Annotated in this window: 23 protein-coding genes and 1 pseudogene; 2 read left to right on the forward strand and 22 right to left on the reverse strand. The window is 27.5% G+C overall.

Annotation, left to right across the window (positions count from 1 at the left end; genetic code table 11):
• The 6 genes from GFJ41_RS08660 to GFJ41_RS08685 all read right to left on the reverse strand — a co-directional run.
• Positions 1 to 1,535: N-acetylmuramoyl-L-alanine amidase (locus GFJ41_RS08660; protein ID WP_170075121.1), on the reverse strand; the 1,535-nt coding region annotated here is incomplete at its 3' end.
• Between the two features lie 163 nt (positions 1,536 to 1,698).
• Entirely contained in the window at positions 1,699 to 2,373 is a 675-nt protein-coding gene (locus GFJ41_RS08665) for a copper homeostasis protein CutC (protein WP_035117418.1), read from the reverse strand.
• A complete protein-coding gene (locus tag GFJ41_RS08670) occupies positions 2,367 to 3,386 on the reverse strand; it encodes a zinc-binding metallopeptidase family protein (RefSeq protein WP_170075122.1) in 1,020 nt (339 codons plus the stop codon). The genes GFJ41_RS08665 and GFJ41_RS08670 overlap by 7 nt, the downstream gene beginning before the upstream one ends.
• A 28-nt stretch (positions 3,387 to 3,414) precedes the next feature.
• Positions 3,415 to 4,380, reverse strand: a complete 966-nt coding sequence (locus GFJ41_RS08675) for a glycosylasparaginase (RefSeq protein WP_332841130.1) — start codon at positions 4,378 to 4,380, stop codon at positions 3,415 to 3,417.
• Positions 4,381 to 4,495: 115 nt separating this feature from the next.
• Positions 4,496 to 4,822: a PTS sugar transporter subunit IIB gene (locus GFJ41_RS08680; protein WP_021431139.1), complete on the reverse strand. Its 327-nt coding sequence runs from the start codon at positions 4,820 to 4,822 to the stop codon at positions 4,496 to 4,498.
• A gap of 49 nt (positions 4,823 to 4,871) precedes the next feature.
• Positions 4,872 to 5,186, reverse strand: coding sequence for a PTS lactose/cellobiose transporter subunit IIA (locus tag GFJ41_RS08685; RefSeq protein ID WP_035117423.1), 315 nt, complete (start codon positions 5,184 to 5,186; stop codon positions 4,872 to 4,874).
• Positions 5,187 to 5,535: 349 nt separating this feature from the next.
• Here GFJ41_RS08685 and GFJ41_RS08690 point away from each other — a divergent pair, with 349 nt between their 5' ends.
• Entirely contained in the window at positions 5,536 to 6,477 is a 942-nt protein-coding gene (locus GFJ41_RS08690; protein WP_226890242.1) for a collagen-like domain-containing protein, read from the forward strand.
• Positions 6,478 to 6,519: 42 nt separating this feature from the next.
• On the opposite strand, the gene GFJ41_RS08695 is transcribed toward GFJ41_RS08690, so the two are convergent.
• The 12 genes from GFJ41_RS08695 to GFJ41_RS08750 all read right to left on the reverse strand — a co-directional run bounded on the left by GFJ41_RS08695 (position 6,520) and on the right by GFJ41_RS08750 (position 16,280).
• Positions 6,520 to 6,846 (reverse strand): PTS sugar transporter subunit IIA, encoded by a 327-nt coding sequence (locus GFJ41_RS08695; RefSeq protein ID WP_021431142.1) that lies wholly within the window; start codon positions 6,844 to 6,846, stop codon positions 6,520 to 6,522.
• A 2-nt stretch (positions 6,847 to 6,848) separates the two neighbouring features.
• Positions 6,849 to 7,598 (reverse strand): carbohydrate deacetylase, encoded by a 750-nt coding sequence (locus GFJ41_RS08700; protein WP_170075123.1) that lies wholly within the window; start codon positions 7,596 to 7,598, stop codon positions 6,849 to 6,851.
• Between the two features lie 191 nt (positions 7,599 to 7,789).
• A complete protein-coding gene (locus tag GFJ41_RS08705; RefSeq protein ID WP_170075124.1) occupies positions 7,790 to 8,098 on the reverse strand; it encodes a GIY-YIG nuclease family protein in 309 nt (102 codons plus the stop codon).
• Positions 8,099 to 8,143: 45 nt separating this feature from the next.
• Complete coding sequence (gene truA, locus GFJ41_RS08710) at positions 8,144 to 8,881, reverse strand: tRNA pseudouridine(38-40) synthase TruA (RefSeq protein ID WP_170075125.1); 738 nt, start codon at positions 8,879 to 8,881, stop codon at positions 8,144 to 8,146.
• 13 nt (positions 8,882 to 8,894) lie between these two features.
• Positions 8,895 to 10,316, reverse strand: a complete 1,422-nt coding sequence (locus GFJ41_RS08715) for a sensor histidine kinase (RefSeq protein ID WP_263345769.1) — start codon at positions 10,314 to 10,316, stop codon at positions 8,895 to 8,897.
• A complete protein-coding gene (gene walR / locus GFJ41_RS08720) occupies positions 10,316 to 11,017 on the reverse strand; it encodes a cell wall metabolism DNA-binding response regulator WalR (protein WP_021431147.1) in 702 nt (233 codons plus the stop codon). Before walR ends, GFJ41_RS08715 begins: the two co-directional genes overlap by 1 nt.
• A gap of 19 nt (positions 11,018 to 11,036) precedes the next feature.
• Entirely contained in the window at positions 11,037 to 12,410 is a 1,374-nt protein-coding gene (locus tag GFJ41_RS08725) for a hypothetical protein (protein ID WP_021431148.1), read from the reverse strand.
• Positions 12,411 to 13,037: an HD domain-containing protein gene (locus GFJ41_RS08730; protein WP_170075126.1), complete on the reverse strand. Its 627-nt coding sequence runs from the start codon at positions 13,035 to 13,037 to the stop codon at positions 12,411 to 12,413.
• Positions 13,038 to 13,112: 75 nt separating this feature from the next.
• Entirely contained in the window at positions 13,113 to 13,511 is a 399-nt protein-coding gene (locus tag GFJ41_RS08735; RefSeq protein WP_170075127.1) for a hypothetical protein, read from the reverse strand.
• Between the two features lie 57 nt (positions 13,512 to 13,568).
• Positions 13,569 to 14,726, reverse strand: a complete 1,158-nt coding sequence (locus GFJ41_RS08740; RefSeq protein WP_025162923.1) for a THUMP domain-containing class I SAM-dependent RNA methyltransferase — start codon at positions 14,724 to 14,726, stop codon at positions 13,569 to 13,571.
• 9 nt (positions 14,727 to 14,735) lie between these two features.
• Positions 14,736 to 15,545 (reverse strand): ATP-dependent sacrificial sulfur transferase LarE, encoded by an 810-nt coding sequence (gene larE / locus GFJ41_RS08745; protein ID WP_170075128.1) that lies wholly within the window; start codon positions 15,543 to 15,545, stop codon positions 14,736 to 14,738.
• A 216-nt stretch (positions 15,546 to 15,761) separates the two neighbouring features.
• Complete coding sequence (locus GFJ41_RS08750; RefSeq protein ID WP_035117439.1) at positions 15,762 to 16,280, reverse strand: hypothetical protein; 519 nt, start codon at positions 16,278 to 16,280, stop codon at positions 15,762 to 15,764.
• 214 nt (positions 16,281 to 16,494) lie between these two features.
• Here GFJ41_RS08750 and GFJ41_RS08755 point away from each other — a divergent pair, with 214 nt between their 5' ends.
• Positions 16,495 to 16,722, forward strand: coding sequence for a hypothetical protein (locus GFJ41_RS08755; RefSeq protein ID WP_170075129.1), 228 nt, complete (start codon positions 16,495 to 16,497; stop codon positions 16,720 to 16,722).
• A gap of 34 nt (positions 16,723 to 16,756) precedes the next feature.
• Here GFJ41_RS08755 and GFJ41_RS08760 read toward each other — a convergent pair whose 3' ends face one another.
• The 4 genes and pseudogenes from GFJ41_RS08760 to GFJ41_RS08775 form a co-directional block, all read right to left on the reverse strand.
• Positions 16,757 to 17,401, reverse strand: a complete 645-nt coding sequence (locus GFJ41_RS08760; protein WP_170075130.1) for an ABC-2 transporter permease — start codon at positions 17,399 to 17,401, stop codon at positions 16,757 to 16,759.
• A gap of 2 nt (positions 17,402 to 17,403) precedes the next feature.
• Positions 17,404 to 18,258, reverse strand: a complete 855-nt coding sequence (locus tag GFJ41_RS08765; RefSeq protein WP_035117446.1) for an ABC transporter ATP-binding protein — start codon at positions 18,256 to 18,258, stop codon at positions 17,404 to 17,406.
• Between the two features lie 12 nt (positions 18,259 to 18,270).
• Positions 18,271 to 18,651 (reverse strand): GntR family transcriptional regulator, encoded by a 381-nt coding sequence (locus GFJ41_RS08770; RefSeq protein WP_438943018.1) that lies wholly within the window; start codon positions 18,649 to 18,651, stop codon positions 18,271 to 18,273.
• Positions 18,652 to 18,792: 141 nt separating this feature from the next.
• Positions 18,793 to 19,110 (reverse strand): annotated as a pseudogene (locus tag GFJ41_RS08775) (Spx/MgsR family RNA polymerase-binding regulatory protein); the annotation flags it as partial.

A 19,110-nucleotide genomic window follows, 5' to 3' on the forward strand; every position in this document is an offset into this window, starting at 1 on the left:
TTTGCTCCATTTGATAATGTTCCTATTTTTGAATAGCTTGACCCATATCCACTTCTTACATTTAATGAAGTTGCTGTTACTACTCCTGTATTTTTAACTGTTTCTCCTGGGTTTGTTGGCGGAGTTGTACTTCCATCCACTTTTATATAATCTCCTGATACGTATCCGTATCCTCCATTATATTTTATCTTATGCCATCCGTCTTTACTTTCTACTATCTCTACTTTTGCTCCATTTGATAATGTTCCTATTTTTGAATAGCTTGATCCATATCCACTTCTTACATTTAATGAAGTTGCTGTTACTACTCCTGTATTTTTAACTGTTTCTCCTGGATTTGTTGGCGGTGTTGTACTTTCATCTACTTTTATATAATCTCCTGATACGTATCCATATCCTCCATTATATTTTATCTTGTACCATCCATCTTTGCTTTCTACTATTTCTACTTTTGCTCCATTGGATATTGAACCTATAACTCCATAACTAGTTCCATACCCACTTCTTACATTTAATGAAGTTGCTGTTACTACTCCTGTTTTTGTTGTAGATGGCTGCTCTGGATCTACAGGTTTCTCTCCACTACCATTTATTTCTATATTTTCTTTCAAGTATTTTTCTACTCCATTTGCAATTCCCGTAGCTAATTTATCTTGATATGATGAACTTGCTAAATTTGCAGATTCATTTTGATTAGTTATAAACCCACTCTCAAATAAAGCTGCGGGCATATTAGTTTCTCTTAAAACAGCGAAGTTTGCACTTTTAACTCCTCTATTTCTAGCATTTGTCTCACCTATTGCCTTAGTTTGAACATCTTGAGCATATGGTTTGTGATCACTTTTATTCGTATGATAGTATGTCTCTATACCGTTTGCACTAGTTGCATCTGCAGAGTTTTGATGAATTGAAACAAATACATCAGGAGCATAGCTGTTTGCCATCTTAGCTCTATCACCTAAAGATATAAATTCATCACTAGTTCTACTCATTTTTACTTCTATACCTTTAGCTTCAAGTTTTTGTCTAACTTTATTTGCAACTTGTAAATTTAGTTCATCTTCATAGTTTCCATATCCAACTGCTCCACTATCTTCGCCACCATGTCCTGGATCAACAAAAACTTTATAGTGATCTCTATCTACTTTTGGCATAGCAGCAAAGCTATATGCTCTTATCTTATTTTGAGGAACGTATACTTCTAATATATGTACCTTATCATCTATCTTTTGGCTTAAAAATACAGTCCCTGAATTTACAGGTGTTACAATTCCATCTTCGCTTATTTTAACTGTATCATTATCTGACATTTCCCAATTAGGATTTTTTGATAAATTTAGAGTCTCTCCTTTTCTTAAAGATACCCCATCATCTACTACAACTTCTTCATTTTTGTATTTATCCATAACCGCTGAAAACTCAGCTTCTACATTTTCATTAGCACTTACAGGAACTATACTTCCGACTGCTGTTGTTGCTGATATTATTCCGAATGTTACAATATATTTTATAAGTTTACTATTTCTTCTACTCAATTTTTCGTCTCCTCTATAATTAACATTTTGCTATCTCACATTGTTTATACGGATATATTCTAACATATTTTATACATTTTTTACAATATTTCGCATTTTTTGTCAATTAGTCAACAACAAAAAAGTATCAATTATATTTAAATACAATTGATACTTTTAATTTTTAATCATTAATAATGTTCACTAATTTTTTTAATTTTACTTTATCAATTTCTCCAAACGGGTTTTTGTCGACTCTAACCGCTGTTCCGAAGTGGAAATCTTTATTGTTTGTTGACTTTTTTATTTGCTCTATATTTTCAAAATTTAAGCCGCCTCCTAATAATACATTTGCATGCTTAGATTTATTTTTTAAAGTATTTATATAATCAATGTTATCTATTATCTTTCTTTTACCTCCAGATGTTAAGATATTTGTAATTTCATTATATCTATTTATCACATCTATAGAATTAAGTAAATTTGTTTCATCTATCGCTCTATGAAATGTAATTTCCAATCCTTTAGAAGCACTTATTATAGTTTTTAGCTGATTTTCTTCTATATTATTTTCTTTATCCAACATTCCTATAACTATACCATTAGCTCCTAGTTCTTTTACTTTTTCTATGTCTTTTAGCATTATACTTATATCTGACTCACTATACATAAAGCTTTTAGCATGATGTCTTATCATAACATTTACTGGTATATTTACAGTTTTTATAACTTTATCTATTAATCCAAAACTTGGTGTAAGCCCACCTTCTGTAAGGGCACTTACAAGTTCAATTCTATCTGCTCCACATTCTTCAATACTTATAGCATCTTCTACGCTCATAGCTATAATTTCTAGCATTGCTCCTCCTTATCTAATTCACAAATTATATCTGCAAATATTTTAGTATTTAATATAATATCATCTATAGTCATAGACTCATCACTAATATAATCTATTTCATTTTCCACAGTATTACCAACATCAAATTCAATAGCTATTCTTCCTTTTTCAAAATTTAAGTTATCTAAATTTAACTGTTTTTTTGAATTTTCATTAGTAAATAATTCTTTTTTTTCATAAAAATATTTATTTATTAATAAAAAATAGTTACTTAGTCTTTGATGTTCTATAAAATTTTCTTCTACTAAATAGTTTACTAAATTGATTAAAACATTATTTCCATATATACCAGTTTTAACAATATCACTATTCATAAAAGATGTTATAATTACATGTGTTTCATTTATTTTAATATTTATATTTTTATATGTACTTATAATCCCTTCTTCAGAATTTGCCTTATTTTCTAAATAACATATTATATCCTCATATATATATTCCTTAGGAACTTCAATACAGCAGTATTTGATGTTTTTATCTATTTCTACATCTTGGTGAATTCTTATATTTGCTATGTCTAAGTAATTTTGTATAGTAAATTTATCAATTCCTTCTTCTAAATATACTACAGAGTATTTACAATCTGATTCAAATATATCTATATTCGATTTATCTTTTTTCAAATAACATTTAATATGGTTAATTCCAGATTCACCATTAGTTGCAAATATTATCCTAACTTTTCTTTTCAATTTAATTTTATATTTTTCTATAGTTTTTAGTGCATATAATAAACTCATTATGGAGTGTTTATTATTTAATACGGCTATTACAAATATGTACCCATCTCCCATTCCATATTCAGCATATCCAACATCTCCATCAATATTTTTAGTTTTAAATCCTAACTTTTTAGCAATTTCCAATGTTTTTTCTAATACCACCTCTAGCTCTTTTTCAAAAGGATTTTTCTCACTCTCTATAATATCATTTATCAAGTCTCTTTTTAGTTCTTTTATTTTATCATCCATGATATTCATAAAATTCCTCAATTCTTATTTATTCTATAGGTGCTTTTATTCTTAAAGAGTATGCATCTAACCATTCTTTTGATGCTACTTTGTGAATACTTTTCCCGTTGGTACGACTACTTAAATATACTGTTGGTTTATGGTTTTGAGTTGCAATAGAAAAACTAAATATATCTATATTCGTTGCAACTCCCCATTCACCTTTATTATTCATAGCAACTACTGATAAGTCTCCAGCTTTGCCTCGTCTATTTAAAAGTTTTGTATCTAGCTCACAAATAGCTTTATCACAAGCTTCTTGTGGACTTAATCCACTTTTCATAAGCCTAACTATTTCATATGATATACAACCTTTCATAAGGTCTTCTCCTAATCCTGTAGCAGTGGCTCCTCCGATTTCACTATCTACATAAAACCCAGACCCAGATAATGGAGAATCTCCTACTCTTCCATTTTTTTTCATAAATAATCCACTAGTTGATGTACCTGCACACATTTTACCTTTACAATCTAATGATACCATTCCAACTGTATCATGACCTATATATGGACTTAATCCTTTTTCTAGTATTTCTCTTTTTCTTTTGCTGTAATGTTTTTTAGCTCTTTCACTTAACATATCTTTTCTTTCAAATCCATTTTTGTGAGCATATTCTTCTGCTCCTACTCCTATTAAAAAACAGTTTACTTTTTCACTGCTTAGCTTTCTAGCTATTGATATAGGATTTGCAAAATTTTTTATTCCAGCAATAGCTCCAATAGATAATGTATTTCCATCCATATATGCTGCATCTAGCTCTACCTCACAATTTTCATTTGGAAGACCCCCATATCCTACTGACTTATAAAATGGATAGTCTTCTACTATTTTTATAGCATGTTCAATTGCATCTCCTGCATCCATTCCTTTACTTAATTGTTGTGCACTTTCATCAATTCCCTCAATTGCCATTCTCCAAGTAGCTATTATCCCCCACATTATTAATCCCTCCATATTTTTAATAAAAGCCTTGGTTTCCCAAGGCTTTTACTTTTAGACTAAAACTTCTAATTTTAATATATTCACTTTATTTTTAACCCACTTATATTCCCTTGAATTTATGCTATAATTATTTAGCTTGGCGAGCTTTTATCATTTTTATAGCTGTCTTTAAAACTTTTTCTCCATTCATAGCTCCATAATCAAGACTATTTATAACATCTACTGGAGTTTTTGCATCAAATTTTTCTTGAACTTCTTTTAGCATAAATTTAACTTGAGGCCCAAGTAGTATGCAGTCTGGATTTTTTTGTTCTACTATTTTGTCTATATCAGCATATGGAAATGCTTCTACCTCTATTGGTAAATTATGTTGATTCGCAACATTTTGCATTTTACTTGCTAATAAACTTGTTGACATACCTGCACTACAAAATAAGTATATTTTTTTATTCATTTTAATTTCCTCCTAAAAGTCTAATATATTTTTATTTTAATATTGTTAATTACTTATTTAATTTAAGCTCTTTTCTTAAGTCTATAATTTCTTTCACTAAATTTCTCTCACTTAGACATGTCATCAAATGATCTTGTGAGTGAATTAAAAGCATGCTTATTTCGACATTTTTCCCCTCAGCATCTTTGTTTATTAAACTAGTTTGAATTTTTTGAGCTTCTAAAATTTCTTCATTTGCACTTTCCATATATTCGTCACACTTTTTAAAGTCACATTTTTTAGCACAATGTAAAGCTTCATATATATGAGATTTAGCATTTCCTGCATGAATTATAACCTTTAGTATTTTATCTTGATAATTCATATTTTCACCACCTTACTAAGGTCTTTTGTTGTTGTTAACGTTTTCTTTAAGTATATTTTACAATAGACTTTTAAAAAAGGAAATAGTAAATTGTATTTTTTTTAAAAAAATTTACAATTAATTTTTATTTTACATTTTATTTCTTATTTTTAGTTTATTTTTCAAGGGTTTTTTCTATTTTTGTCTTAATTACTAGGGTTATATATATATTATAGCGTATTTTGCATTTATGTAAAAAAAAATTTCTTTATTAATTTATATTTTTTCAATTAGTTTCAAACCTTACGCCTATTGCATATAGATATAATGATAGGATATGCCTATTAATTAAAATATATGAGGTGTTTTTATGCAAAAAAAATGTGACTACAACTTTTGTAAACAAAAAAAATGTACATCAGAATACTGTGAATGTGACAACTGTAACCTAAACAAAAGTTCCTCAAATTTATTTGAACTTGAAACTTTTGATTGTGACAATTATCCAGACAAAAACTATAATTGTAACACTTGCCAAAGTAGCTCTTTAAATTGTAATGAGAGCCCAATGTTTTTTTATTATGCTTGTGATTTAGATCTATATAAAAATTTGGTTGGATGCGTAGGTAGAATACTTGGTTTTAAACTTTCTAATAGCGATTGTATTTTAAGGTTAAAAGTAAAAAAAATTACTCCATGTAGTATATATGGAACTACATCTTCAGGAAAAGGTCCTATATGTATAAAATTATCAGCTATTGACTATGTTGATTTTGGTAAAGAAGTATATGTTAATCCATTGTGTAATATAAATAAGTCTGAAATATTAACATTACCTAGCGCTCAAGGTCCTAAGGGTGATAAAGGTGATGTTGGTCCTCAAGGTCCTAAGGGTGACACTGGTGCTGCTGGTCCTCAAGGCCCTAAGGGTGATACTGGTTCCGCTGGCCCTCAAGGCCCTAAGGGTGATACTGGTGCTGCTGGTCCTCAAGGCCCTAAGGGTGATACTGGTTCCGCTGGCCCTCAAGGTCCTAAGGGTGATACTGGTGCTGCTGGTCCTCAAGGCCCTAAGGGTGATACTGGTGCTGCTGGTTCCAAAGGTCCTAAAGGTGACACTGGTTCCGCTGGTCCTCAAGGTCCTAAGGGGGACACTGGTTCTACTGGTGCTGCTGGTTCTAAAGGTCCTAAGGGTGATAAAGGTGATGTTGGCCCCCAAGGCCCTAAGGGTGAATCCGTAGAAGTTCCTAATAAGGTTAACCCTGTACCTTACAAACCTAATAAGAAAAAAATAGCTCCATCTAGTAAAAAATAATAAAAAATAAAAGCGCTTATTTATAAGCGCTTTTATTTTTTATTATTTTTCTAATTTACTATATATAAATTCATACATATCAACAAATTCTTTAGCTAATTGTAAAAAATTCATAGTTGTCATTAAATGATCTTGAGAGTGAACTAATACAACTCCCATTTCAGTTTTTTCTCCGCTAGCCTCTGCTTGAATTAACTCAGTTTGGAATCTATGAGCCTTAGTTAATGTTTCATTGGCTTCTTTTAATAATTCTCTTGCCTTTTCAAAATTGCCTAATTTAGCTTCACCTAACGCTTCATATGCTGTACTTTTAGCATCTCCTGCATGACCTATTATACCAAATGATATTTCAAAAATCTTTTCATTCATAATTAAATACCTTCACTTTCCCCTATATTGTTATAATTAATTAAGTTTATATTATTATCTTCAAAAAACTGTTTTAGTTCAAATGAAGTTAATATTTCATGTTCTAATGTTCGTTGTATAGAATATGAAGTTGATTTTGATAAAAAAGCATCTACAAATGCAGGATGGCTCATTATATCCACAACCTTAAATTTTTTTATATAGTCAATGTTATTATTAAAATAATCACCATTTATATTATCCCCATAAAAACTATCTATAAGTGGAACTACTTTATCATAACTAATTTCATATTCAAATCCACCTCTTATAGGTAACTTATATTTTTCTAATATTTTTTCAATTACTGGTCTAAATTCTTCAAGTGTATGTATATGATGATGACTATCTAGATGACTTATTTTAACTCCAGCACCTATAGCTTTATCTATTTGTGAGCAAAGTTCTAGGTATACCTCATCTAAATCAAATTCCATAGCCTTTTCTTTTGTTATTCTCCTAAAGAAGTATCCACTTTCATCTACCAAAGTTTTATGTGTATCTAAAACCGGTTTATAACAACTCAAAGTCATATGAACTCCACAACCAAGCCCTTTGTTTTCATTCAAAAGCTTCACAGCTTGATTAAAACCAGGCATGCCAGCCATTATACTACAAGAAGTTACAACTCCATTTTTATATGCTGAAATAATACCCTGATTTACACCTTCACAGTAGCCAAAATCATCTGCATTTATTATTATATTTGTCACAAATACCCCTCTCCCCTCTTCCTCTTTCTTTAGTAAAACGTTTACATATTTAAAATAACATTTTCATATACAAAAATCAATATTATTTTTAAATTTTATTTTTAATTTTATTTTAAATTTTATTTACTTTTAGTATCCAAAGTCTATTTCAGCCTATAATTATACAAACTACTACTTAATAATTTTTAAAATTATAATTCATCTAATACCTCTAACCTATATTTTCTATCATCCACTTTATATTTATCATATAGTAAACTAGGATTATTTATAAGTTTAGTTTTATTTAACCTTGTAAGCTTTTTCAAAAAACATTCTAACTTCATTGCATCACTACGTGAATTACTACTCCAGTATATTTCTAAATTTTTAAATCCTCTTGCTTTAGTATATTTCGAGTTCTTTCCTATTTTATGTTCATTAATTCTTCTTTTAATATCGCTAGTATATCCAATGTAATAAGTTTCATCTTTACAAGTTATTATATATGTGTAATACATTTTCCCTCCAAAAAATAAATTAAGCAGCTAAAAGCTGCTTAATAATTAGTATTTAACAGAATATAAGTATAGACCTTTAGCTGGCGCAGTGTCTGATGCTTTACTTCTATCTTTTGCGTCCAACATAAGTTTTATATCCTCAGGAGTTTTTTTATTTAATCCAACCTCTATTAAAGCTCCTGCTATTATTCTTACCATATTGTATAAAAAGCCATTACCTTCTACAAATACGTCTATCATATCTTTATTTTTATTTATTGTTATACTGTGTATCTCTCTTACATTTGATTTCTTTTTTGATTTAGATGATGCAAAACTTGTAAAGTCATGCTCTCCTACTAAATACTCGCTAGCTTTTTTCATCAATTCTACATCTAACGGTTTTTCTATATAAGTACTATATTTTCTCAAAAACACATCTTGAGTTTTAGAGTTATTTATTTTATATAAATATACTTTTTGTTTTACATTATATCTTGAATGGAATCTTTCATCAACTTCTTCAACGCTTTTTATAGCTATATCCTCTGGTAAATAATTATTTAAATAATCGTTAATTTTTCTAACAGATAAACTAGAGTTTGTTTTAAAGTTAGCTACTTGATTGTAAGCGTGAACGCCCATATCAGTTCTTCCTGATCCGATTATTTCTATTTTTTCATCTGCCATTTTGCTAAGTACAGCTTCAATCTTTCCTTGTATCGTATTATCATTATCTTTTAATCTTTGAAATCCTTTGTATCTTGATCCGTCATACTCAATAGTGATTTTAATATTTCTCATTTTTATCCTCTTTCTATACAGACTCCAGTAATGTATTTTTTAATGTAAATATAATACATGTGCCTTCACCTTTTTTACTTTTTATTTTCATTTCTCCGCCATGTAATTTTACAATTTCATTACTTATAGCAAGTCCTAAACCACTACCTGCTTTATTATAATTTTCTTGGAAAAATTTATCTAATACCTTTTCTAAATTATGTTCTTCTATGCCTTCTCCATTATCAACCACACTAATAGTTGTATAATCTTCTTCTTGATGAACTACAATCTTTACATATCCATTTTCTTCTGTGAATTTTAAAGAGTTTTGTACTAAGTTTATAAGAACTTGTCTTAGTCTATTTTTATCTCCTTGTATCGGTCTCATTTGAGAGTTTTCAACTTCACAACTTAATGAAATATTCTTTTCTTGTGACTTAACTTTTAATTGATTCACTACTCCAAAAGCTAATTGTTGAATATCAACCATATCTATTTGAAGTTTAATTCTATCAGATGATAACCTTGAAAAATCTAAAAGTTCTTCAACAAGTTTAATAAGTCTTTCTGTTTCATCTTGAATTATTCCTAGTCCTAAATCTAACTCCTCTTTTCCAATTCCTTCATATCCTAAGGTCTCACTCCATCCTTTAATTGATGTTAAAGGTGTCCTTAATTCATGTGAAATTGATGATATGAACTCTTCTTTTAACTTTTCACTTTTATCAATTTCTTTTGCCATATGTTCAAATGTTTCTGCTAATTCTCCAATTTCATCATCAATTATAGCTCTTGGTTTTAATCTTATATTGTAATTTCCACGAGCTAATTCATTTGCAAACTTTTTAAGTTCACTTAATGGATCAATCAAAGTATATGCAAATTTTAAACTTATAGATATTGCTATTAATAAAATAAATATACCTGCAAGTATTAGACCTAAAACTATCTTAAATATAGTTCTATCAACATAATCTAGTGAAACGGTATATCTTGCCACTCCTTCAATTTGGTTGTTAGATTTTAAAGGTACTGAAATACTCATAACATGTTCTCCAGTATCTTTCATTCTATATGTGCTTGTTGTTGTTTTGTTTTTTAACGCTTCATTTACATCGTCATAATGAGCTTTTTCTCTACTTCTAAATCCATATTGATCAATTATAATATTCTTATCTTTATCTATTATTTCTAATGCCATTTTTGAATAACTATCTATATCTTTTTTATCATATAAGTTATTGACCTTTTGCTCAAATGAACTATCTCCCATATATCCACTGTATATACTATCAGTGTTTCTAGCTTGATTAGTAAGTGTTGTTTTTATCGAGTCATAATAATAGTTTTGAGCATAGAATATAAATAGCCCTTCAAATAGTGTTACAGTTATAATAATTATTATAAAATAATTCTTTATTATTTTTTTTCTAAGTCCTTCAAAGTGTATCACTATTGTTCTTCCTTTCTCCAACAGTAACCATATCCCCAAACCGTTTGTATAAATTTAGGTTTTGATGGATCATCTTCTATTTTATTTCTTATTCTTCTTATGTTTACATCAACTATCTTAAAATCATATAGATAGTTAGTTCCCCATACCTCATCTAAAATTTGATCTCTACTTAAAGATTGCTTTTCATTTGTTATTAAAAACTTAACTATTGAAAATTCTGTTGGAGTTAACTCTATATCTGAATTGTTTTTAGTTAATTTTCTTTTTTCTAAATCTAATACGAAAGGTCCACTTTCTATTATACTTTTATTTTTTGCATTTGCTTCTCTATTAATTCTTCTTGAAAGAGCACTTACTCTCATAAGCAGTTCCTTTATGCTAAATGGTTTAACCATATAATCATCTGCTCCAGATATAAACCCTTCTATTTTGTCTTCTTCTTGAGATTTAGCTGTAAGCATTATAATCCCAACTGAATCAAAATTGTTTCTTATATGCTTGCATACATCTATTCCACTCATATCAGGTAACATAACATCTAACAATGCTATAGATATGTTTTTTTCATTTGTTATTTTATCTATAGCCTCTTGTCCTGTACCTGCTTCTATAACCTCATAACCTTCTCTTTTTAAATTTATACTTACAAAACTTCTTATACCTATTTCATCTTCTAAAATTAAGATTTTTTCATTCATAATACTTCCTCCCTCCAACCTAATAAATAGGTAAAAAATAATCTTTTTTTATTGCTTCACTTGATACATCTAATTTTTTTAATACTTCAGGACTGTTTATAAGCAACATAAATGATTCATTTTCATTTTCTAAAATTATATATCCTCCATTATTAGTATTTGAATTAGCAGTTTTACTTTCATCAACATTATTTTTATTTACCTTACTGATAGTAAATAACTTTATAGGTTCTGTATATTGAGTATCATAATACATAAATTCAAAATAAAGTTTATTGTCTTTTGAAACTTCTTCAATATATATTTTATTGGCTAAATTATTAGGTATAAGCAATTTAAAATTATTAGAGTAATTGTAATAAACTTGACTTACAAATACTAAATTTGATTCTTCATTTTCTTTTCCATTCCAACTATACCAACTTACATTAGCTGATGTTTTTTTATTATATCCTCTAGTGTTATTATTGATTATAGGTATTTCCACAACGCCATCATGATTAATATCTTCTGGAGCCATATAATATGGATTTTTTGTTTTTATATCATTCTCCTCAAATGCTTTCATCAATTTATTTCCACTTAAATACAGTATTTGAGTAAAATAAGATTCTCCACCTGTAAAAGGCTTGTAACCTAAGACAATTGCTTTTTTATCTTTTCGTACCTTTTTTATATCTATATATACATTGTCTAAACTTTTTACATCGTTTATTATTGTATAATCTTTAAGTCTTATGTATTTATCAAAATAAGTTAAGCTAACTATCATTTTATGAGTTTCTGGGTTTAGACTGCATATAACAATATCAGGAGTTCCATCATTGTCTAGATTATCTATGTACACCTTTATATCAGTATATTCATTTGAGTCTTTTATCCAATTTGGATCAAACCTATATAGCCTAGTTATTTTATTATTCTTAAATTGACATATATCTAAATTACTCTTGCTTCCATCTTTAGTTAATAATATTATCTCTTTATTCCCATCATTGTCTAAGTCAGAAAAGTATGCATACTCAATGCTTTCACCCTTAACTAAATATTCATCTACAACAGAATATACACTATCTTTTCCATAGTTCATTATTGAAAAACCAACTTTTACATTTCCTTCATCTACATCTTCTTTCTTTTGGAATACAACTAATTCATTTACTCCATTTTTATCTAAGTCAACTTCATTTATAGAAGATACATCTGAAGAATTTTTAGGTAGTAATGGTTTTGCTCCTTTTAATGCATTCTCTATATTAACTTTCAAGTTTAGTTTTTGTTCATTGTACAAAGGCTTTTTGATTAATTGTTCAGGTGATGCTGTACTTGTAGCACATCCTGCATTTAAAAATCCCGCAAATAAAATCAATACAATTAATTTAAATAGCTTCATTTATTTTTCCTCTCTAGTTTTTAAATAAGCTTTAAACTTCTCTAGATTTTCTAGTTCTTTTTCTCTAATTTCACTAGAAATATTTCCTCTTCCTAATCTATCTGCCATCGATATTAAAGCAACCTCATTATAATCAATTTCTTTTAGCATCTCTTCACAACTAAAAAAAGGTAAGTTCTTATCAAAAAATAATGGTTGCATGTGATATCTAACTAATTTAGAAACTGTATATTTTAATTCTTCATCATCTGTAAGCTTGTCCAAAATTTCCTTAGCAATTTGTTCACCTTCTACATCATGATTATAAGAAGTAATCCTTCCCTTTCTAATCTTTGTAGTAGTGATTTTCCCAATATCATGAAGAAGTGCTGCCCACATAAAAGGTAAACTATTTTTAGAAAAGTTTTTTATTTGAGCTGCATTATCTAAAACTAATAACACATGGTTTAAAACATTTCCCTCTGGATGATATTTTGGGTTTTGATCTATTGTTTCAAGCTTTAAAAGTTTGTCTTTAAGTTCAAAAGAATATCTCTCATCTGAAAGTATTTTTCTTATATATAAAGAAGGTGTTTCATCTTCTATTAAATGATTACTAATTTCTTTAAAAGTTAATTCTTGACTCATAGTGTACACATCCTTATGTTCTTTTTTAAATTTCCAAAACAAGAGCTTATTAAAATAAGCTCTTGTTTTGAATTTTTATTCTTGTGCATTATCTATTTCATCTACAACTTTTGTTTCTTCTTCAATTTTTTCATATTCTTTATTTTTTGCTAATTCCTCATTTTTTATAACTTTATTATTTCTAGATTTATTGTTTGAAGTATTAACTTTATTGTTTTTTGGAAATAAATTAAAATTTAGCTTAATTCCATTTTTTTTCTGATTATTATTTGAATTAGATTTTATACCATACTTTGATTTATCTCTTTCTGGAACTAAATCATTTAATACTATTTCAGCTTCCTTATCTTCTTTATCCATAATATCATTTAATACTACTTCTTCCTTTGATACTTCTTTTACTTTGTTATTTTTATTCTTATTAGTTCTTTTCCTTGGTTGAACTTTACTATTTTTCTTGGCTGACAATCTCATTTATATCCCCCCTTAAATTTATCACTACACTATATTTATATTTAAGAGGGCTTGTAATTATTTGTTATTATTCATATATTTAGGTGGCTTAGGTCCTATATATTGATATATATAAGTTTTTAACCTACCATTGTATAATTTTCTCTTTTTAGTAGCTTTTTTATTAAATGCATTTTCAAAGTCTTCATATGAAGTAACCATATAATAAGACCATGTTTTAAGCTCTTTAAATGCATAACCTAAATCTTTATATAGTTTTTTTACAGTTTGCTTATCTTCTAATCTTTCTCCATAAGGAGGGTTTGTAACTATAAATCCAAATTTTTCTTCACTTTCAAAGTTTTTAGCATTGAAAACTTTAAACTCTACATAATCTTCTACACCTGCAAGTTCTGCATTTTTTTGAGCTATCATAACAGCTTCTTTATCTATATCATATCCTTGGATTTTAAAATCTACATCTGTATTCATTTTTTCAAATGCTTCTTTTCTAACATCCCACCATATATTTTTATCCATAGTAGTCCACTTCTCAGCTATAAACTCTCTATTAATCCCAGGAGCCATATTCAGTCCTAACATAGCAGCCTCTATTACTATAGTTCCAGATCCACACATTGGATCAACAAATATTCTTCCTGGCTGCCACGGTGTTAACTGTACCATAGCAGATGCCATAGTTTCTCTTAATGGAGCCTTTGTTGATACTTCTCTATATCCTCTTTTATGAAGTGCCATTCCACTTGTATCTAGTGTTATAGTTACTATGTCTTTATGAATAAACACTTGTATTGGATATTTTTCTTTAGTTTCTGGTAACATTCCATCTTCTTGATAACTAGTTTTCAAACTTTCAACTACAGCTTTTTTTACAATTGCTTGTATATCTGAAGTGGAAAACAATTTAGATTTTATTGAAGATGCCTTTGAAACGGGGAATTCTCCACCATATGGAATGTATTTTGACCAATTTATAGCTTTTGTGCTTTCAAATAAATCATTAAAAGTTTTAGCTTCAAACTCAGCAACTTTTAAAAGAACTCTTTCAGCAGTTCTTAGCCATATATTAGACATTGCTATTCCTTTTTCATCCGTTTTGTAAGTTACTCTTCCATCTTCAGTTTTTATTATTTCATACCCTAAATTTGATATTTCATTTTTTAATATTTTTTCTATACCGAAAAAACACGGTGTTATTAATGTATAATTTTTCATGTCTTCCTCCTATTGCTTGATACTATCATTCATATTGCCCATTCGATAACCTAATAAATCTAAAGTTATATATCTAAATCCAATATCTTTAAACTTATCATGTGTAGTTTTTAATAAATTCTTATCAAAAAATTTATGTATCTCATTTTCTTCTACTTCTATTCTCGCTAAATTGCCATGTACTCTTACTCTAAATTGTTTAAATCCTAAATCTTGTAAGTATTCTTCACTTTTTTCAATCATTCTAAGCTTATCGTTTGTTATTATTTCTCCATAAGGTATTCTTGTAGCTAAGCATGCAAATGCAGGCTTATTAAATGTAGGAACATTAAGTTCTTTTGATAAGCTTCTAATTTCTTTTTTCGTTAATAAACTGTCCTTTAAAGGGCTTTTTATATCTAACTCTTCCAATGCTTTTAAGCCTGGTCTGTAATCTCCTAAATCATCTAAATTTGTTCCATCTAAGACATAATTTATATTATTATCTTTAGCTATATTTTTTATATTCGTAAATATAGTTTTTTTACAGTAGTAACATCTTTTTTCATCATTTTCGATAAATTCTTTAACGTCAAAGTCATCAATTTTTATAACTATATGTTTTACACCTAATGATTTCGTAAATTCCTTAGCTTCTTCTATTTCTCTATTTGAATGCATCATAGCATGTATAGTAACTGCTTTACATTTATCTCCTAACACATCATGTGCCACTTTTAATAAAAAAGTACTATCTACTCCACCTGAAAATGCAATTAAAACACTTTCCATTTCTTTAAGTTTATTCTTTAGAATATTTAGCTTATTTGAAGTATCCATTCCCACATACCTCCCCCATTTTCTAATACATTTAATTATATACAATATATAGTTTTTAATCAAACATTTTAGAAGATGTGTCGATATTGTAATATTTTGTTTTTATTTGACTTTTTAACTTTATATATATTAAAACAAAAAAGAGTTGTCTCAATTGATAAGACAACTCTTTTTATTTATTTAACTTAAAATACTTACTACTTTAGATATATAAATTTAATAAGTTCTTTTTCTATTTTTATGCTTTAATAATTCTTGTTTATAAAGTTCTCGCCTTTCTCTTTTTATTTGCAATTCTCTCTCTCTTCTTGCTTCTTTTTCTTTTTTAGATTTAATTGTATAAGCCCCAATCCCTTTTAAAGTTGATACCACTCCTATAGCTATAGATATCTTAGGTAGTAGTTTAACTATCTCTAAGTTAGTAAATAGCGTTTCTAACATGTTGTTATCTATAAAAGTTGGTACTAAAAAAAATGGAGTCCATGATGCTAAAATACTTAGCAATGTCGAAAAAATTGAGTTTTCTTCATCTTCAATAGCCTTAAAAGATATATAAAATGCTATCATATATATAATAGGCGGTATAATAAAAAACATTATGTCATTTGTTGCATTATTAGAATTGCTTTTTAAGTTTATATATACCATAGTATATGTAACTATTTCTATTGAAAATAGTACTGCAATTATAATTGAAAGAGATCTTATCATAGAGCTATTTTGTTTTTCCCCCATCAGCTGCCTCCCTATTTAGATTTTAAAAACAATATAGTTAACTAAAACTTTTAATTACATATAAAATATTATCACATGATTCTGAATTTTAATACTAAAAATATCCAGTTTTTATTCAAAGTTTTTATAAAATTTATTCATATTGTAATACTTTGTTTTTATTTGAATTTTTTACATATATACTATATTATAAACTTATCAGGGAGGGGATATTATGACTTTGGATTTTAAACATTTAAATGACCTACTTAAATGTAATAAAAATATAAAAATTGGGTTTATAGAAAATACTAATACATTAGAAATTAAAAACTTATCAAAAATACTTTTAACATTAGATCTCAAAAGTAATAGTATAGAAGATAATGCTAAGATTATTTATGAGTCTATTACAACCTTAGAAAATATAACTTTGTACATACCAAAGATTTATATACCATAAAGAAAGGGATTAGTTGTACTAATCCCTTTTAATCTTATTTTATTTCTTTACTTTTATATAGTTTTAAACTTATCATCATAGATATTGTTATCATAAATAAACTTAATATACTTGTAACAATAGGAAACCCTACTGAACTTATTATGTCAATAATAGTATCTATAGATTCTTTATCTGAACCAATTTCTTGAATAATACCAGTTCCTACTGATATTAGTAAAAAAATCACTAAAAAATTTATTATTTTTCCTTTTGTTACTCCAAACTTTAAAACTACAGGTATTATAACTGATATAACTAATGCTGATGACAATACCCCTGTTATTATTAATAATTCTAAAGGCACATCCGTTTTATTAACCTTGCTTATACTAAAGTATAATACTAATAATAAAACCATAGATATTATTGCTCCAAATATTCCTAAAATATATCTAGATATTACATACTCACTTCTTTTTACCGGAAGTGTTGATATAAGGTTGTCTATACCATGTATATCTTCATAAGCCATAGTCTGATATACAATTAGATATGACCCCATACAAAATAACATACTTAAAAACGATGGAGAAAATATCGATACTATAATCCATATACCAAATATAAGACTAATACTTTTTATAGTCGAACTTAAATTATTTAAACTCATTTTTGTAAGATTAATTATATTTTCCATAATTAACACCCCTTTGTATAATACATTAATATATCTTCTAAATTTGCATTATCATATACTACTTCTTCACCAAATACTTCATAAGCATTTTTAACATTAGATGTCATACCATTAAATCCAAAAGAATTTTCAGTATATGACATTAATTCTTTTTTTGTATCTACATCTAATAACTCTTTATTTCCTCTTATTATTTTGTGATTCTCAAGTATATCCTCTTTATTTCCTGAAAGGATTATATTCCCTTCGTATATAAATATAAGAAAGTCTGCTACTTTATCTAAGTCAGATGTTATATGAGTTGAATAAAATACCGTAGCTTCTTCTTTTTCTATATGTTCTTGTAAAATTTCAAGAAATTCATTCCTTACTAATGGATCTAAGTTCGCTGTTGGTTCATCCATTATTATCAACTTTGGATGATGCGATAGTACCATTACAAGTTCAAATTTCTTTTGTTGTCCTTTTGAAAGTTCTTTATATACTTTGTTTTCATTTAATTTAAATTTCATTATATATTTTTTATATAACTGTTCATCCCAATTTTTATAAAATGGTTTTATTGCCTTTTTTATATTCTTCAATTTATTTTCTTGCATATAACCAGATACATCTCCTATGTACCCTATAGTTTCTTTTATTTCAAGATCATCTACTTCTCTTTCCTTACCAAATACTTTTATAGTTCCACTATCTTTTTTCAGCATATTCATAATCAACTTCATAGTTGTTGTTTTCCCAGAGCCATTAGGTCCTATAAATCCAGTTATATATCCTTTTTTTATTTCAATATCATTTATTGTTAATTTAAAATCTTCTAGTGTTTTATTTAAGTTTTTTATATCTATAGCATTCATAAATTAACCTCCTTAGACTTCTTCATATAAACTTTTAAATATCTCTATACCTTCTTCTAAAGTTATACCTACTGACTTCGCCTGTTTTATAACTATTTCAAGTTTATTTTCTATCTCATATAAAGCTGTTTCTCTTAATCTCTCTTTGTTTTGCATAGACACAAAGGTTCCTCTTCCTGAAATCGTCTCTATAAACCCTTCTTTTTCAAGTTCCTCATAAGCCCTTTTTATAGTTATAATACTTACCTTTAGTTCTTTTGCAAAATTTCTTATAGACGGTAATCCTTCCCCTTGCTTTAGTGTAGAATCTAGAATTTGATTTTGAATTTGATTTTTAATTTGTTCATAAAGTGGAGTTGTAGATGTATTACTTATATTTATATTCAATTTCACACCTCATTTCTTTAATATAATATGTACAGTGTGTATAAACTGTGTATATTATATATATACACTTTATGCACACTATTGTCAACTTTATCTTCTTTGAATTTAATAAAATAAAAAAAGAACCTTTATATAAAGGTTCTTTTTTTATTTTATTAAAAGTTTTTCTTTCCATTCATCTTCTTTGAATCCTATAAGTACATTTTTTCCATCAAATGCTATAGGTCTTTTTATAAGCATTCCATCACTAGCTAAAATTTCTAGTAATTTATCATCACTTTCACTTTTAACTATATCTTTAAGTCCAAGTTCTCTATATTTAACTCCACTAGTGTTAAAGAATTTTTTTAATTCATATGTACCTGTTTTATACATAGTTTCTAATTCTTCTTTGCTAGGAGGATTTTTTACTATTTCTATTTCCTCAAAATCTATATTATTATCATTAAGCCAAGCCTTGGCTTT

It is taken from the genome of Paraclostridium dentum (assembly GCF_012922555.1).
Classification (GTDB): domain Bacteria; phylum Bacillota; class Clostridia; order Peptostreptococcales; family Peptostreptococcaceae; genus Paraclostridium; species Paraclostridium dentum.

Excerpts from the sequence above, each read along its gene's own strand:
- GFJ41_RS08665 (WP_035117418.1), bottom strand. The coding sequence starts at position 2,373 with ATGCTAGAAATTATAGCTATGAGCGTAGAAGATGCTATAAGTATTGAA.
- GFJ41_RS08670 (WP_170075122.1), bottom strand. The coding sequence starts at position 3,386 with ATGGATGATAAAATAAAAGAACTAAAAAGAGACTTGATAAATGATATT.
- GFJ41_RS08675 (WP_332841130.1), bottom strand. The coding sequence starts at position 4,380 with ATGGAGGGATTAATAATGTGGGGGATAATAGCTACTTGGAGAATGGCA.
- GFJ41_RS08680 (WP_021431139.1), bottom strand. The coding sequence starts at position 4,822 with ATGAATAAAAAAATATACTTATTTTGTAGTGCAGGTATGTCAACAAGT.
- GFJ41_RS08685 (WP_035117423.1), bottom strand. The coding sequence starts at position 5,186 with ATGAATTATCAAGATAAAATACTAAAGGTTATAATTCATGCAGGAAAT.
- GFJ41_RS08690 (WP_226890242.1), top strand. The coding sequence starts at position 5,536 with ATGCAAAAAAAATGTGACTACAACTTTTGTAAACAAAAAAAATGTACA.
- GFJ41_RS08695 (WP_021431142.1), bottom strand. The coding sequence starts at position 6,846 with ATGAATGAAAAGATTTTTGAAATATCATTTGGTATAATAGGTCATGCA.
- GFJ41_RS08705 (WP_170075124.1), bottom strand. The coding sequence starts at position 8,098 with ATGTATTACACATATATAATAACTTGTAAAGATGAAACTTATTACATT.
- truA (WP_170075125.1), bottom strand. The coding sequence starts at position 8,881 with ATGAGAAATATTAAAATCACTATTGAGTATGACGGATCAAGATACAAA.
- walR (WP_021431147.1), bottom strand. The coding sequence starts at position 11,017 with ATGAATGAAAAAATCTTAATTTTAGAAGATGAAATAGGTATAAGAAGT.
- GFJ41_RS08725 (WP_021431148.1), bottom strand. The coding sequence starts at position 12,410 with ATGAAGCTATTTAAATTAATTGTATTGATTTTATTTGCGGGATTTTTA.
- GFJ41_RS08730 (WP_170075126.1), bottom strand. The coding sequence starts at position 13,037 with ATGAGTCAAGAATTAACTTTTAAAGAAATTAGTAATCATTTAATAGAA.
- GFJ41_RS08735 (WP_170075127.1), bottom strand. The coding sequence starts at position 13,511 with ATGAGATTGTCAGCCAAGAAAAATAGTAAAGTTCAACCAAGGAAAAGA.
- GFJ41_RS08740 (WP_025162923.1), bottom strand. The coding sequence starts at position 14,726 with ATGAAAAATTATACATTAATAACACCGTGTTTTTTCGGTATAGAAAAA.
- larE (WP_170075128.1), bottom strand. The coding sequence starts at position 15,545 with ATGGATACTTCAAATAAGCTAAATATTCTAAAGAATAAACTTAAAGAA.
- GFJ41_RS08750 (WP_035117439.1), bottom strand. The coding sequence starts at position 16,280 with ATGGGGGAAAAACAAAATAGCTCTATGATAAGATCTCTTTCAATTATA.
- GFJ41_RS08755 (WP_170075129.1), top strand. The coding sequence starts at position 16,495 with ATGACTTTGGATTTTAAACATTTAAATGACCTACTTAAATGTAATAAA.
- GFJ41_RS08760 (WP_170075130.1), bottom strand. The coding sequence starts at position 17,401 with ATGGAAAATATAATTAATCTTACAAAAATGAGTTTAAATAATTTAAGT.
- GFJ41_RS08765 (WP_035117446.1), bottom strand. The coding sequence starts at position 18,258 with ATGAATGCTATAGATATAAAAAACTTAAATAAAACACTAGAAGATTTT.